Source organism: Paenibacillus sp. Lou8.1 (assembly GCF_024213565.1).
GTDB lineage: Bacteria > Bacillota > Bacilli > Paenibacillales > Paenibacillaceae > Paenibacillus > Paenibacillus polymyxa_B.
The window spans coordinates 294260-308586 of sequence record NZ_JANAVN010000004.1; the positions used below are offsets into that span (position 1 = coordinate 294260).

The window sequence follows — 14327 nt, forward strand, 5'->3', positions numbered from 1 at the left end:
CAACAAAGGACTTCATACTGGTTACATACCAGTGGAGTCCTTCTTCACATCTACTCTAAATTCAAACTGATTACGGAAGAAATAAGATCCGTTAATCTTAATCGACTCCGGTGTAATCTTCTCCACTATTCCGCCGTAGTCCACGATATCTATCAAATCCTCACCTAACAGCTGGACCACATATACTCTTACCTGGCTTAATGCAGCTGCAAACAGTTCTATATCCGACTTCAACACTTTATATGTATGATTCATGCTGATCACCTCAGGATAGGTATTCGCTGAATTGTGTGGTAATCCCTTCAAACATAGAGACATCCTACTAACTTATGCCAGTAGGATGTCTTCATACTCAATGACACTATTTTTGTGTTACAGGCCGTAATAAATACTTTACTTTTTAGATCACGACTTCTTCAGCAAATCGCTATAATATCTTCTCATCGTATCCTCATTAATGGTTTGTTTTGAATAAGCGTCATCAGGAAGTCCCTTTCTTGCTTCCTTCCATGGTTCTTCATTATGCGTTAATGCTTCGAGAAACTTCGCATCATATGAACCATATACACCCCATACCTCAGTCATGATACGTTTTTCGCTTTTATCCAAAGCTGGTTCATTATATGTACAATCAATTGGATCCCAACCGTAATCTTTATATTTCCTAAATAGTTCGGGATTAACTGGTCCATGAACCCAAGCTTGAAATTCACCATTAAACAATCTATTATTATTGTTCAATACCAAACTCCAAGCTTGAGCATAATAGCAAAGTTTTTGAAGTTTCAAATGAGTGATTGGCATATCTATACTGTGTGATTTTTGAATAAAAAAATCTGCAACATCAAAAATTTTAGCCATTTTTTTCACCCCTTCTATAGTGTATTAAAACATACGTTATTGAGAAAGTAAATTATTCTTCACTTTTCATCTAGCTTTACGTACTCTTTTTCGTTCCTTAGAATTAGGTTTAAATTCTTTGTATCTCTCCTTCTCTTTCTTCAAATCATCACTTATAATTTCCAAAAAGTCCTTTTCAATTCCTGCCTCATCAACAAACTTTGAACTAAAAAATAATAATCCATACTTGTCCCCAGCCTTTTTAATCTTCTCAACAAGATAATCTACTTCAAATTTAATACCTGAGATCTTTATTACCGGCTCCACGGTATTATTAAAATTAATTAGTATACCTTTTCTTAAAACAAATTTTTGTTGGCAGTATAATAATAAAGACATCTTTTCAAAACAATATCTTATTGTAGTGGAATTGAAATTAAAGGATACAGCCACATTAGAAATAACATTATTTTTAAGATAAGGGCTTTCTTGTTTTTTGTTAGTTATTAAATTATCAATTACAATACTATAAACCCTTTTAATAATATCTCCTTTAAAGTTCGTGATCATAAACTTTATTAAAAACCCAGTACAGCTATAATGGGAAAGTTCAATTGTTTTTACTAAAGCCTGAAATAACATGTAAATAATACACTCATTTTGTTGAATGTTTTGTTCAGGGGTTGCCATAAAAGGAATAGGAATTCTCCCATTTTTCAATCTTATATCCTCTGTTTTAAAATTTTTTAACATGGAATAAACAATTCTTGACAAGGATTTAACATCATTATTTTCTATGGCTATAATTAAAAGTTGTTTAAAAATAATATTGACATCATTGACACTGTCATTTTTATGTCTATACGTTTCCATTATATTATTCAATCTGATTAAAATAGTGTCCAATATATCAAGCTTAAAACTCAAAATAGCAATCTCGTGCAAAGCAGTATAATACGCTGATTTTTTTGACTCGAGCTTCTCTAACATTTCAAAAGCGATATTAGCATCCTCGAACCTATGCGATTTTATCAACTTTATCAAAAGATTAGTCTGGTTATTTAAAATGCATTTGTACAAATTTAAATAAAGATCATCTCCCTTAGTTAAGCTCGGTCCACTTATATACTTCTGATTTTCAGGCTTCTCATGTATGTCACTTAAAATTTTGTTCCAATTTTTAACACAATAATCATAATATGTAGAAGTACTTTTATCAATTGACAAAAACATTAATTGATAAAGCGTCTCCACATTATCATACAGTCTGTTGAAGTACATCTTTTTTTGAAATTTGGCAAATGAGTATTTAAGACAATGTAAATTTTCTTTTATTTGTTTAATTGAATAATCTGTTTGAGATTTAACATGTAGATTTGAAATATGCAACTTTACAACTATAATGCCTTGTCGAAAAGCCATAAAACAAAAAATGAGCCATACACCAATAGTGCCTGAAAAGTATGCGTCTAACTTTTCGATTGGCATCGACGCTTTAGTTTTAAGAGCCACTGATAAATGAGTTCCGAAAGCTACAGCCATGATACAAGTAAAGACAAATGCGAGGGCAGAAGCATAAGAAAAAGAAGCATTACTAATAGCCAGTGCTTTTTGTTCTTTGTAACTAAAATAAAAAAATGTCAAGCTCAATGGAATAGCAAATGCAACAACAGAAGTCAGAGTTTTTATTACAGCAATATCTGTACTCAAACCAGGAGAAAAGTTCAAAACTGTATAAAAACTATGAAAAATATCTAATATCCCGTTTAGATGCATTCCCTGAGCGAAACCCAACAATATTATATATATTATTGGTAAAAGAAATATCGCGAGTGTAGGAATAGAAAAAACTTTTTTTATAATCCAATTAACAGAATCGTGAAAAAATACGAAAAATAATGCTAATGGCCTAAATATATAAGTTTTGCCCCAAAAAAGTAGATTCCATAGAAATGAATAGATATTTAACATTACTATCACCCCAGTCAAATAGGATTATTTACCCAAATAATTATCCCATAAGACCCAGAATCTATCAACTTTAAATAATTTGTTTCCTAATGTTATACTATTATTATACAGGAACAAATGTTCCTATTCAAGACAAAAATCCCTCCCCCTCCAGTTTCCATCCTACATCTGTACTGCATATATAGTTAAATTAATGCCCTACTTAACAACCAAGAAAACAAAAAAAATCCCCACCAGCCGAAGCCAGTAGGGTGTTTCGTAATTCCAAACGCTTGTAAATTTACAGATCGTCAGTGGTTGATGTTTCAGCCGACTTACCATCCACATAAGCTTCAGCCAGGATATAAGCAACAACCGCGCCGAACGCACCGATTACGCCAGTTACTTGAATAACTGTATCGTTACTGGCTCCAAAAGCAGTAAGCAAGCTTGTCAGCAAAGCAGCCAGCAACGCCCAAAACTTACGGCTCGACAATTTACGCTTCCAATCTGTCATTATGCAATACCTCCCCTCTTGAATATTCCGGCCCGATCAAGGATCGTTACCAGTCGGTAAAAGTCATAACTGCCGTCATTCGCTGTGTCCAGTACCCCTACGGCCTTGGCGTTGATACAGGCTTGTTCGGCCCAAGCCGGTACTTTCGCGAGTTTATTTGCAGCTTCCAGCGCGATCACTCGTTTCTGTAGCGCCTTAAACGCTGCCCTTTCTTCTACTGTCATTTCCTCATCCTCCGTTTTAAGTTCGTTTACCCTTGCTAGAACAGCATTAAGTTGCGTCTGGCTCGGGCGCTTACCTGCCCTAAATTGAGATGTCGTGATTCCGAAGACCATCTGAAGGTGGGGCATGTCTTTAAAGGTGCGCCAGTCGCCACCCCACTCAAGACCCAGCCCCTTCGCCTCCTCTACGACCTCACTCCAATCAGGCAGCGAATCCTTATCATCGTCGCGCAGCGTGTCCCAGGACACCGTACGACCGTCACGCAACAGCAGCGCGAAATCGGCCGCGAACCCAAAGTTATGATTGCTGTATCCGCCACGTGCTTTCGTGATCACCTGCCCCGGCTTCGTGCGGCCTTGAGCATACAAAGCATCCTGCTCCGCATACGTCCGTAATCCTTGCGTAATTAACACCCAGACTCCACGGGCATAACAACGCTCAATAAGCTTGTCCAAAACCAGCTTGAAGACCGGATCAAGTCCGGTCAAGCGTTTTTCAGATTTTTTCTTTAGTTGTTCCAGCGTCAGCACCTTTGTCATCTCCTTTCTCGTTAAGCTGCTTCAGGAAGCTTTTTAGCTTGAACGGAAGCGGGATGCCCATTGCTCCCAAGTTTTCGGCCAGTGACAATCCTTCACGGCCAGCGTAAAAATAAATCGCTGCTATCCTAAAAATAGGCGCATCTGGCTGTAACCAGTCATCAATTTGTGCAGATAAACCCACCACCATTAGAACCGTAGCCTTGCGGATACCTCCCCAAAACATCACATCGCTGTCCATTTTTTTGTTTTTAATAGCTACGGCAACTCCAAATATATAATCTAACACCATCATCGTAAGCAGCACCTGCAGCGGTTTATCCCACCCACCCAAGAATGTGACTATCAGACCGATCAGCATGGTCATTCCCCCTGCCGCTGCTTCCTTTCCTGATGCGCCAATCATTGCGGTCCATACGGTGCTGCCAAACATTTTTATTTGGCTCACTACCTTTTCCCCCTTAGAAAAAATAAAGCCCCCGACCACTCACTGGGGGCATAAAAATAGCGCATCCGATTGGATACGCTGGCTAAACATTTTGTGGTGTTGCTAAGATAGATTTTTGCTCATCTTCCGTTATGAACTTCGGCGTGTATAAAATTAGCCGTTGCTCATCAACTTTTTTCATGGTCCACATGTTAAGCAGAAATAAATACATCTATTTCACCTCCCTCTATTAAGATTTATCCATAAGTGCAAGCAGCGCGGCCTCTGTGCTGTCCTGGCGCGTCTTTAGCTCGTTGACTTGATCTGTAAGTGGGGTTTGGTATTCCAGCTCTGTCTTGCCACCACTATCGACATAGGAAAATTCCATCTTTCCAGTGTCCGGGTTAACGATATAGGACTTTGCTCGTGTGAAGTCTTCCGTATACTGATCAAATTCCAACTTGAGCACGTCTAGCTGTTCCGAATCATAGCCCTTGAGTTGCGGGTAAAAGCTCATATCATCCTCTTTGGTTGTCTCGCGTGCTGATTCTGATTCAATTTGCGGGGTCATAAAAATTACCTCGCCGCTCGTTTTTCTCCAGTAAACCTTTGGCCCGATTTTCATTACTAATCTTCCTCCCTTTTATTCAAATGCATACCACTCATAAGCCCAAATCTTAGATGTCGGAGAGCCACCAGCGTAAGCGTCAATTTTGCTACCTTCGACGGTGACACTGAATCTACCAGGTTGTTGAGTCACACGAGACACGTATATGCTGTTACCTCTCCAGCCGTAAATGGTGTCTTGGGTTGAGGTGCTACAACGTGCGAAACCATCTACATGTCGAAAACCGTCCGATTCAGTTAGTTTAACTCTTATAAATACACTCGAAGGAGTGAAAGAAAGACCTCCAACAGAAACAGGCATGGATATGGACATTCCCCAACTTGACGCCTGTGCATTTTGACCGTTGAATGTGCCAGATGCGAAACGCTTGACAGGAAGGTTAGCTATTGCTGCTACTAACTGATCTCCATTCATATCCGAATTGGCGCTGCCGCCCTTGCCGTTGATCGCGCCTACGATTTTATTTTTAAGATCAACGGCTTGCGTAAAAGCTTGGTCTGCCCGGCTGTATGCTTCATTTGCTCGGTCATTAGCCACCTTTACCGCACTCGGCGTGGCTGCCTGATCAGTAGCAGTGCTGTTGGTAGACGTATTAAGCTGTGTAATGCCCCTCGCCTGTGTTGATGCGGAAGGTAGATCCGATGCAAGGTGTGTATGATTCTTGCTTGCTAATCCGTCCCAAGGCACCCAAACTCCAGCGACTGTTCTAATCCGTTTGTATACCCCACCAGTTTCATCGACATAGAGGTGGACGATTACCATATCCTCTTCCACTTTGACCGATCCTACAAAAAGAACACCTTTAGGATTTGCCCCTGGCGGACTGTGATCCGAAGTAGGGTTTAAAGTTGCAACATCAATCCTGTAAGCTCCGGGTAAGATGATAAAATTCCAATCGACTGAGAAAGGCTTCCCTCTATCGACAAACGATATGCCATACAAATCAGAAAGAGCCTTGCTGTTCGGTACAGTCACGGAAGAAGCAGACTTATAATCTGCGCTGAGTCGGACGATACCCTTAACTGTAGTGGTTGCTTCATCTACCTTTATATTTTTTATAGCCTCGTCCAACGCCTGGTCATTTTCATAGAGCGTATCAAAGCGAGTATTTAATAAATCGGCATGTCCCGGATCATTGGTTGAAATATGTTTAGGTTGTTGCAAGGTCATATGTTTCACCACTTTCAATAAATGTCATCAACTTCAAAAATGAATTCCATGTCTGCGTCCTTGACCTTGTTCGTCATCGTGCGGATCGCGGTTAATTTCCCGGCTGAATCCACCAGGGCCAGCTCGTTAATCGTTGCGCCTGCCAGCTCATTCTCAGCCAGTGAGCAAATATAACGGATCGTTGCCGGGCCTATGAACTCATAGCTGGAAATGTCCTTTACGAGCAATTCATGCTTCAGCTCCTGCTCCGTCCCATCCAGCGGAATAGGATTGCCAGAAGAATCCACTCCTCCGCTGCCGAACACCATCTTTACAACTTTAGTCAATGCGGTGCCTTCCGCCCTCGCCCGGGCCATCTGCTCCCGTGCATACATCGTTGTGACAGTAAACAATTGATCTGCCATAGCTACCTCCTATACCTCAATGATTTTTTCAGATGCATCCAACAAGCGGCTGCCATCCATCAAGACGCTGCCATCCCACTGCCAAAAATTGTGCCGCGCTCTAACGATGCCATCCTGCTTATTTTGAACGCGGTGCGGCATCCGAATCACTATCCTTTGTCGGTACCTTTGCCGCTCTCCCACCCAACCTGAGAAGTTCACACTACCATCCAATAGATGTACGCCATCCCAGTACCAAGGCTGCCCACCGAAAAAGCGAACTTTCGAACGTAATCGAATACGGGAGTGGATCTGAAGCGCATGATGAAAGTCGATTTTAATTGATGGTAAAGCCTTGTTGATGTGAACGGGCCGAATGTATTCAAAGTCCTCCATTAAGCTTTTTACATCCAAATCCGATTCGACTGAGTAAACAAAACGTATTTGTTTGGCTCGGAAATCCTCTTGTACGTCCAACAGTTTGCCGTACTTGTTACCGATTAGCCGCAGCGTGGACAGCGTAAAAGGCCGCTTGGCCCAACGTTTACGACGTATCGCATCACGACGCTGCTCCAGTGTCCCAATCTGCTCCTGTCGGAAATATATCCATTCCCAAATGGGTAATGACCAGGTAGCGGTCTTCAAAACAAATTGATTTCCAAGATCGTCAATCGACTTTTCTCGGTCATCTACGACCAGCTCCATGACGCCAAAATGCCGCTCGGCCATGTCGATCTCATACATGTGCGGCGGCAGCATTTCCCGATAGCGCAGAGGTATCATGTCAGGTTCACCTCAATTTGTAATACGGACGTTACTGGAACCTCAACGTCTTTAGTCGTTCCATTAAGCGTAAGATTTTCATAATCCTCCACGCCTTTGACCAACAAAGCTGCACCGACGTAATTAAAGACAAGCTTTGTACGGCCAAGAGCATAATCAGCAATACGCTGTCTGATTGGTTCGACCAGTTCAGTAAGCGGGAGGGATGTAATTAATTTCGCCTCCGCACGAAGCGTAAACACTGGGGCAGGATACACTTCAAGATCATGGCCACCGATCCGCTTGGTTTCCCACATATCCGCCTTAATCTTAGCAGCAAAATCTTCTGTGACTGGTTTACCCTGCAGGTCAGTCAAATACAGGTCTATAGACACGTCGTTGCGCGCCTTCTCCACGGCTACAGCACCACCGACGCCCTCCAGTTCCTTTGCCCAAACTTCGTAATCTTTACGACGCCCGTTACCATCCTCGGTAAACTTACGATCAAGTACCCTCATACGGTACGTATCATCGTCCTCGCCTGCTTTACGGGGCATTCCGTCCGACCAGCCGTGACCATCCAGAAATTCGCCATCTGCCCAAATGGGGAAGCCCTGAAGGAAAGCATACGTTAACAGTTCCTGCTGTTCGGAATATTCCATAGCTATCGGGTACCACAGATCATAAAAATATTCTCCCGGATCCGTAGGAGGAGGGGGTAAGCCTTTTTCCTGTGCCAATGTAATCGCACGGTTAACCCATCGGCGGTAGACTTCCTCGGGGGTTTCCTCCAAAATTGCCATCGGTGGCAGTGCAGGAAGGTCTGTTAATTTCACATTCACAATTCAATCGCCTCCTCCAGCTCCGTTTCTCCGGCCAAGCCATTTAATTTAATTCGCAAATACATGTTCTGGCCGTTCCGCTCCATCGACAATACCTCAGCTTGAGAGATTTCCGTATGAGCTGCCAAAGCTTCCTCAATGTCGCGTTTTATTTCAACGTCCTCCCAATTGGCCCATTCAGATCGTTCGACACCGATATCAGCGTCATACACCACATATTGAAATCGCTCGGTGTTCAGGATTTTTAGCGCCGTCTGCACAAGGTATTCACCATACGTAGCCGTTTTTTTGGGACGCCCGTCGTCGGTGGTTGCCATCTGCCGCGTGCGATAGTCAATAACATACGTCCATTTGGTTTCAGACGCTACCGTCTCTGTCAGCTCCACCTCGTCAAGTGTGGAAAGATCAAGATCGGGGAATAACGTTTCATCATCAACCACCAGCCCCCACATCCTTCCCGTGAACATAGTACCGCTGCCCGCTCAGCCTGGAGACAATCAGGCGATCTCCGACCTGCAAAGGGCTTGGAATAACCAGCTTGCCACGTAACGAGCTGCGCGGGGCCTGCTTGTATGGCTCCCCTGTTTCGTATACCACACCGTTAGCCAATACGCCTGTAACGCTGCCTTTGGCTTCATCGTCCTCCAAATATTCAGCAGCTATGAAATCGGCTTTGACTTCCCGGTCTAACAGATAGTCAGCAAAGACTAGCTTGTCCGCTGGATAGGGAGCCGGGTCACCATCCACCTCTATTGACGGGCTTCCGGGCCAACTCAGCAGAGTGGCTCTCTCTGTGTCTCGCGCGTCGATGTGGTCTTTGGTCATTTCCCGCAGCTTCCTGACTGCATCTTGAAGCATACTATTCCCTCCTTTCCAGCTCCAACGTAACTGTGTACGTTCCGTTTTTATAACTACTATCCGCAGTAACGACAATCCATTTAGAGGTATGATCCGTCTTGGTGAGTACGAGCCAGCCAGAGCGCAAGCCGGATAACGTATGGTCCGTGTGCCGAACTGTAATCTTCTTGATCTGTTTGGCAGCAGACAAAACTTTGAGCCGCTGCGTGGCAATCGTCTCTGGCTTTTCATCCTCACCAACTTCAATGATCTCTTCCATTCGGCCCATCGCCTTCACCGCACCCGCTGCCGTTTTAGTAACAGCAGAAGCGATCTTATCATCCTTCCATTTTTGCGCGGTTACGACTGTATAGGTTTCCTCGATGCTGTATCCTGCTGTGCTGGAGGTCATCTGCTCGGGAACAAAAATAGGGACCTTGGTATTGATCCCTTCGCGCATCACTTGCAGATAAAAGCTCTTTTCCGTCCTTACAAGGTCTACATAATAACGGTAGCCGCTACGCTCATATGCCTTTTGCAATACGTCTAGCACAATTTCCGAATGAGCCATCGTTCCATAACGCTCGTCCAAATTAAAGCCGAGAGCAGGGCAACGAAAGTCAATGCCCGTGCTCTTGATGTATCGTTGCAGCTCCGCTCCAGCCTCGCCTTTAAGGTATGGCCTCGTACCCTTGTTCTTGCTCAAATACCAGCCGATCTCCCGCGCCTCAATTTCCCAAGCGTTTGTAAGTTCGTCCTGCTCGTATTTAATAATAGGTCCGTGAAAAAATTGGTTTTTGTGATGATAAAGAGCACCACCGACCTTTTGCGAAAAGCACATCAGCATACCGGCTACCTTGATGTTGATCGCGTTACGAAGTCGCACCGTAGCACTGCGGGCAATCTCATCCCGCCCGGAAGACCAGGACACTTCCTCGATGCCATCCGTTAGCATCTGCCGGGCGTTTTCCTTCCCATATACAACCGCAAAGCCGTCCATAATGCATCACTTCCCTTTCGCCTTGGAAACCTTGTCTGATATTCGCTTTTTGGAACCGGTATAGTCAAAAGCGCCCCTAGCGTTCGGGTCCTCCTTGGCCTTTTTGCTTGTTTCCTTTGCCTTCTCTTTTTTATCATCTTTTTTCTTATCGTTCTTTTTGTCCTTTTTGCCCGTAGTATTTGGGCGGCTTTTGGACGATTTGGTAATAACCGTACCTGGCTTGAGAACTTGCTTGGAGTTGGAGTAAGAGACGATTTTAACAGGCTTATACTCTACAAAAGAGTACGTCACATGTAGATTGGCCTGACCGTCCTTATAAGTCTGGTCCATGCCTTCAAATAGCATCGTTTGGCTAAACAGGTTCTCAAAATTCAAAACCACCGGTTTTCCCTTCCATTGCTCCAGCAGCTTCCACGTCACTTCCGGCGTCTTATAAGTCACTGTTTGCTTGCTATCCGTCTCCCAAATTTCCTCCCAATAGCGCGGAAGAATGACAGAAAAAGAAACCCGTTTCACCTTGGAAATGGGTTTCCCTGTGCGTTCCTGACCAGTTATGACAGTGAAAGTTTCAATTTCATTGCCTCCGGTTATTTGAATCTCTGCCGGGGTGATCGGAAAGGTAAGACGGATCTTGCCTTGCGATAGTGCCAGCATCGCTTATCCTCCATTCTCCAATACTTTCATCATTTCTTCACCGAACACTTTACGGATCAACGCACGACCTTGAGGGCTGGTGAGCATCTGTGCGAACTCGGCAAAATTACTAATGCCCTTTGCCATCTCTCCGAAATCAATATTGATGTTACCTATTGAAACAGACTTCGGCGCGACAGGGGCAGGCTGAGCAAGCGTCTGAGCCATTGGCATCATGCTAGCCGTACCAATCAAGCTTGGCCGGCCGACTTGTCCTCCGTTGGCATAAGGACGTACACCCATGATTATTCCAGCACGTTCCCACAGCTCGCGGCCACGACCTCGTCGGCTGGCCGATAACGGAATAATCATCTCCGGCCCAGCTTCACCAACTAATCCAACATGCGGACGGGTAATATAACCACCTTGAGCATATGGACGTGGCTTGGGTTTCGGTGTAGTACCGCCTCCGCCAGAGTTACTGTCTTTCACGTCCTTCATCTTTTTAAGGACTACAGCAACACTACTGACTACAGAGGAAAGTGTCGGGAACTGGCTACGCATCCCGGCAACAAAACGGGAAATAAGATCGCTACCCCAGCTATTGCCTTGGCCCGACACGCTTTTAAGAGAGAGCAGATATTGCTTCGCTTTTTCAGCAGCCGTCTTGGCTGCATTTCCGACCACTTGATAAGCTTGTTTGGTCTTGGCTGCGCCCTTGGCTACTTCATCAGCGCTGCTCTTTGTAGCGGTTCCTACGGCCTTGACATCTTTCTGAGCCTTGCTACTGTCACCCATCTTCCAAACAGCGCCGAATGTATTTTTAAGCGCATTAAGGCGTTGCTTGACTTCTGGTTGTTCAGCAACAGTTTTTAGTCCCTCTTTAAGACCTTTATCGACTATGCTTTTGCGCACATCGTCGCCAATCTGTTGAAGACGCTTCTGCTTCTGCTCAGTCAGATTGTTGATCGTAATTTTGGCTTCAGGAGGGGGGCCGGGCTTCTCTTCCTTCTTGCCTGTGAACCAGTCTTTAACACCGCCCCAAGTGTCTTTTACTGAATCAAAGACTCCAACTGCCTTATCTACTACCCAACGAGTAGCGCCACTCTCATCCGCAAATTTCCCAATCTTTTCACCGACGACGTTTCCGATGTATGCACCGGCCATTGTGCCAAGCGGACCAAGAACAGACCCAAAAGCACCGCCAATAGCACCGCCAGCTACACCGCCAACCATAGCACCGCCCTGAGTAGATACAGCCTCGCGCAGGCCCTTTTCCTTAGATGCCTGGTATAGATCGTAAGCACCCGCGGCCACGCTTGCGACTGTCCCAACAATACCGCCAACTTTAGCCGCTTTACCTGCTCCTTTCAGGAAACCTCTCAGACGGCCACCGCCAGAAGGCGGACTCGGTGGTGGCGGTGGATTTGGAGGAACAGGACGACGGACACGATATGGATTATCACGCGATCCCCTGGGGCTTGGGTTCGGGTTAGGTGGATTTGGTGGAGTAGGACGAGGTCCATTAATACGTATGCGACGTCTACCGCCTCCCGCCCCTCTACGCCCTCCACGACGGTTTCGTCTACGGCGGCGATCTCTGTCACGATCACCACTATCGCCACCGCCATCATCTGCCCCGCCGTCTCCACCACCCGACACAGAGCCATTTATATAAACTTTGGTAGCATTAACGGTCATAGATGTAACAGATCGCAAACCGCCAAGACGATCATCGGCAGGGTTACGGTTCCCAGACAACTGTCGTCTGACACCGCGCCCACCCATTCGTTCCCGTATCCGGGCAGCACGTTGGGCTGGTGTTTCCTCGGGTGGTGGAGCTGGAGGTTCAGGAGGTTTCCGTCGAATCCAATTCCAACCGGCTTTGACTCCCCTGCCTGTCGCATTTGCCCCTGCCTTTCCCTTCTCTCCTACCCATTTAGCAGCGGTTGATAAGTCATCATTAAGTTGCTTAACTCCCTTGGCGAAGGACGCAACACCTTTTAAAACTAGCACGGCTGCCAGCCCGATCAGAGCGGTATTTATAGCCCTGAAATGTTCTTTGTAGACACCGATAGCTCCCGTAATTGCACTTGTTATACCAGTACCAAGAGCTTGAATATTATCCTTATTTTCAATCAGCAAAGCATTAAATTCCTTCAATGCTGGGAGCGCAGCGGTTGTGATGTTCATGCCAACATTTTGCATCTCCAGACTAATTTCAGCGCGAGTTTGGTTTAACTCAGTCATTGGGTCTGCCGCTTGTTGCTTGTGAACCAGATTATCCGTCGTCCCTCGCATATCTGGTGCCTTCTCAAAAGGCGTCCCATATGTTTTGAGAATCGAATCAGCATTATCTTCTGCTGCGCCAGAGCCCAAAGTAACAAGCGACTGCTTTAACTGGTCACGTGTCTGGCTTCTTAAATCTGCTACCAGAGCCATAATGGCTCCCTGTGCTTGCTGCTTGTTCCCTGAATTAATATCAGTAGTAAATGATTGGGCTTGACGTTGTGCCTCATCCTTGCCTGCTCCGCGACTGATAAAGTAATTCGCCATGTCACCGGTATTCAACGCCTTTACCCCAAACGTCTCTTTGAAAAAGTCCGCAGGCTTATCAAAGTTAAATGCACCTTCTTTAACCGTCTTAGTAAAGTAGTTTGACATCTGCGCTGAGTCGGTTCCGGAACTCGCAAAATACGGACTGTATTCCCAAAACGTATCAAATAAATCCTGTTGTTTGTCGCCTACCTCCTTATAGGCATACATCATGCTATCGGCCACTTGACTGTAGGATTCTTTAAAACTGTTCGACGCTTGAGACAGCGCCCGCTGTACTTCCTCAGCTCCGGCATCTGGGCGGATGTACTGGATCTTAGCAGACGCACTTACGAAGTCACTCATCTTGGATTTGTCCTGTACTAAAGGAGCTGCATCAGCAAGTTGTCGAGTGCCTTCTACTCGATCTGGAATAATGGCCTTTCTAACCAAGTCATCTACCGTACTAAGGCTCTGCTGACGAAAGTTTTCTGGCATGTAAGCCGCACTTCGCGCCGCCTCACGGCTGTAATCGGACACGCCCCCAAACATAGAGTCACCCACGCCGCTACCGAGCATGATTCCCCCCGCTAATGCTGCCAAAGCAGAAATCTTGTCAGAGATATTGTCGACAACTGGACTTATGGCATCCTCAGCACGCAATTTCACATGAGCGTCCCGGATACTGCGTATTTCCGAATCTGCCCTGTCAGCGGAACGCCGAAGATCATCAGCTCCAGCACGCGCACGACGAAAAATATCATCGAGTTGGATCTGATTCATACGCCGTACTTCGTCTGAAGCACCGCCAATTCTTCGGCCCAAATCGTCGGCAGATTCCCTCGCTCGTCGGCTACCGGACACAAAATCATCAAACATGCTGCCCGATGCCCGACGAAAATTCATTAAGTCGTCATGCGCCCCCTGAAGCATACGCCGCATATTTCGGACAGCTCCGGTTATCATATCCCTTGCCTTAAACGGTACCGTAACTGATGTAGTTGCTATTGTTCCCACCCCCTTCCTGTTCTGACGTGACTACTTC

The 14327-nt window shown here is 45.4% G+C and carries 16 protein-coding genes; all 16 read right to left on the reverse strand.

Features of this window, described 5'->3' with window-relative positions:
- Nucleotides 1–21 precede the first annotated feature (21 nt).
- A complete protein-coding gene (locus tag NLX78_RS07680) occupies nucleotides 22–255 on the reverse strand; it encodes a hypothetical protein (RefSeq protein WP_254350119.1) in 234 nt (77 codons plus the stop codon).
- A 150-nt stretch (nucleotides 256–405) separates the two neighbouring features.
- Complete coding sequence (locus NLX78_RS07685; RefSeq protein ID WP_254350047.1) at nucleotides 406–861, reverse strand: Panacea domain-containing protein; 456 nt, start codon at nucleotides 859–861, stop codon at nucleotides 406–408.
- A gap of 66 nt (nucleotides 862–927) precedes the next feature.
- A complete protein-coding gene (locus tag NLX78_RS07690; RefSeq protein WP_254350048.1) occupies nucleotides 928–2811 on the reverse strand; it encodes a hypothetical protein in 1884 nt (627 codons plus the stop codon).
- Between the two features lie 280 nt (nucleotides 2812–3091).
- Nucleotides 3092–3307, reverse strand: a complete 216-nt coding sequence (locus NLX78_RS07695) for a hypothetical protein (RefSeq protein WP_241113319.1) — start codon at nucleotides 3305–3307, stop codon at nucleotides 3092–3094.
- Nucleotides 3307–4068: a M15 family metallopeptidase gene (locus NLX78_RS07700; RefSeq protein ID WP_254350049.1), complete on the reverse strand. Its 762-nt coding sequence runs from the start codon at nucleotides 4066–4068 to the stop codon at nucleotides 3307–3309. The genes NLX78_RS07695 and NLX78_RS07700 overlap by 1 nt, the downstream gene beginning before the upstream one ends.
- Complete coding sequence (locus NLX78_RS07705; protein WP_254350050.1) at nucleotides 4025–4513, reverse strand: phage holin family protein; 489 nt, start codon at nucleotides 4511–4513, stop codon at nucleotides 4025–4027. The genes NLX78_RS07700 and NLX78_RS07705 overlap by 44 nt, the downstream gene beginning before the upstream one ends.
- A gap of 229 nt (nucleotides 4514–4742) precedes the next feature.
- Entirely contained in the window at nucleotides 4743–5117 is a 375-nt protein-coding gene (locus NLX78_RS07710; protein ID WP_254350051.1) for a hypothetical protein, read from the reverse strand.
- A gap of 18 nt (nucleotides 5118–5135) precedes the next feature.
- Nucleotides 5136–6290: a phage tail protein gene (locus NLX78_RS07715; RefSeq protein WP_254350052.1), complete on the reverse strand. Its 1155-nt coding sequence runs from the start codon at nucleotides 6288–6290 to the stop codon at nucleotides 5136–5138.
- Nucleotides 6291–6304: 14 nt separating this feature from the next.
- Nucleotides 6305–6694 (reverse strand): phage tail-collar fiber domain-containing protein, encoded by a 390-nt coding sequence (locus tag NLX78_RS07720; RefSeq protein WP_254350053.1) that lies wholly within the window; start codon nucleotides 6692–6694, stop codon nucleotides 6305–6307.
- Between the two features lie 9 nt (nucleotides 6695–6703).
- Nucleotides 6704–7456 (reverse strand): putative phage tail protein, encoded by a 753-nt coding sequence (locus tag NLX78_RS07725; protein ID WP_254350054.1) that lies wholly within the window; start codon nucleotides 7454–7456, stop codon nucleotides 6704–6706.
- Entirely contained in the window at nucleotides 7453–8277 is an 825-nt protein-coding gene (locus NLX78_RS07730; protein ID WP_254350055.1) for a baseplate J/gp47 family protein, read from the reverse strand. The genes NLX78_RS07725 and NLX78_RS07730 overlap by 4 nt, the downstream gene beginning before the upstream one ends.
- Nucleotides 8274–8717: a DUF2634 domain-containing protein gene (locus NLX78_RS07735; protein WP_254350056.1), complete on the reverse strand. Its 444-nt coding sequence runs from the start codon at nucleotides 8715–8717 to the stop codon at nucleotides 8274–8276. The genes NLX78_RS07730 and NLX78_RS07735 overlap by 4 nt, the downstream gene beginning before the upstream one ends.
- On the reverse strand, nucleotides 8710–9135 hold the full coding sequence (locus NLX78_RS07740; protein ID WP_254350057.1) for a hypothetical protein: 426 nt from the start codon (nucleotides 9133–9135) through the stop codon (nucleotides 8710–8712). The genes NLX78_RS07735 and NLX78_RS07740 overlap by 8 nt, the downstream gene beginning before the upstream one ends.
- Before the next feature lies 1 nt (nucleotide 9136).
- Entirely contained in the window at nucleotides 9137–10114 is a 978-nt protein-coding gene (locus tag NLX78_RS07745) for a hypothetical protein (protein ID WP_254350058.1), read from the reverse strand.
- A 6-nt stretch (nucleotides 10115–10120) separates the two neighbouring features.
- Complete coding sequence (locus NLX78_RS07750) at nucleotides 10121–10768, reverse strand: hypothetical protein (protein WP_254350059.1); 648 nt, start codon at nucleotides 10766–10768, stop codon at nucleotides 10121–10123.
- Nucleotides 10769–10771: 3 nt separating this feature from the next.
- Nucleotides 10772–14299, reverse strand: a complete 3528-nt coding sequence (locus NLX78_RS07755; protein WP_254350060.1) for a tail tape measure protein — start codon at nucleotides 14297–14299, stop codon at nucleotides 10772–10774.
- Nucleotides 14300–14327 lie beyond the last annotated feature (28 nt).

Excerpts from the sequence above, each read along its gene's own strand:
- NLX78_RS07680 (WP_254350119.1), bottom strand. The coding sequence starts at position 255 with ATGAATCATACATATAAAGTGTTGAAGTCGGATATAGAACTGTTTGCA.
- NLX78_RS07745 (WP_254350058.1), bottom strand. The coding sequence starts at position 10,114 with ATGGACGGCTTTGCGGTTGTATATGGGAAGGAAAACGCCCGGCAGATG.
- NLX78_RS07695 (WP_241113319.1), bottom strand. The coding sequence starts at position 3,307 with ATGACAGATTGGAAGCGTAAATTGTCGAGCCGTAAGTTTTGGGCGTTG.
- NLX78_RS07720 (WP_254350053.1), bottom strand. The coding sequence starts at position 6,694 with ATGGCAGATCAATTGTTTACTGTCACAACGATGTATGCACGGGAGCAG.
- NLX78_RS07715 (WP_254350052.1), bottom strand. The coding sequence starts at position 6,290 with ATGACCTTGCAACAACCTAAACATATTTCAACCAATGATCCGGGACAT.
- NLX78_RS07710 (WP_254350051.1), bottom strand. The coding sequence starts at position 5,117 with ATGAAAATCGGGCCAAAGGTTTACTGGAGAAAAACGAGCGGCGAGGTA.
- NLX78_RS07750 (WP_254350059.1), bottom strand. The coding sequence starts at position 10,768 with ATGCTGGCACTATCGCAAGGCAAGATCCGTCTTACCTTTCCGATCACC.
- NLX78_RS07700 (WP_254350049.1), bottom strand. The coding sequence starts at position 4,068 with ATGACAAAGGTGCTGACGCTGGAACAACTAAAGAAAAAATCTGAAAAA.
- NLX78_RS07740 (WP_254350057.1), bottom strand. The coding sequence starts at position 9,135 with ATGCTTCAAGATGCAGTCAGGAAGCTGCGGGAAATGACCAAAGACCAC.
- NLX78_RS07685 (WP_254350047.1), bottom strand. The coding sequence starts at position 861 with ATGGCTAAAATTTTTGATGTTGCAGATTTTTTTATTCAAAAATCACAC.
- NLX78_RS07690 (WP_254350048.1), bottom strand. The coding sequence starts at position 2,811 with ATGTTAAATATCTATTCATTTCTATGGAATCTACTTTTTTGGGGCAAA.
- NLX78_RS07725 (WP_254350054.1), bottom strand. The coding sequence starts at position 7,456 with ATGATACCTCTGCGCTATCGGGAAATGCTGCCGCCGCACATGTATGAG.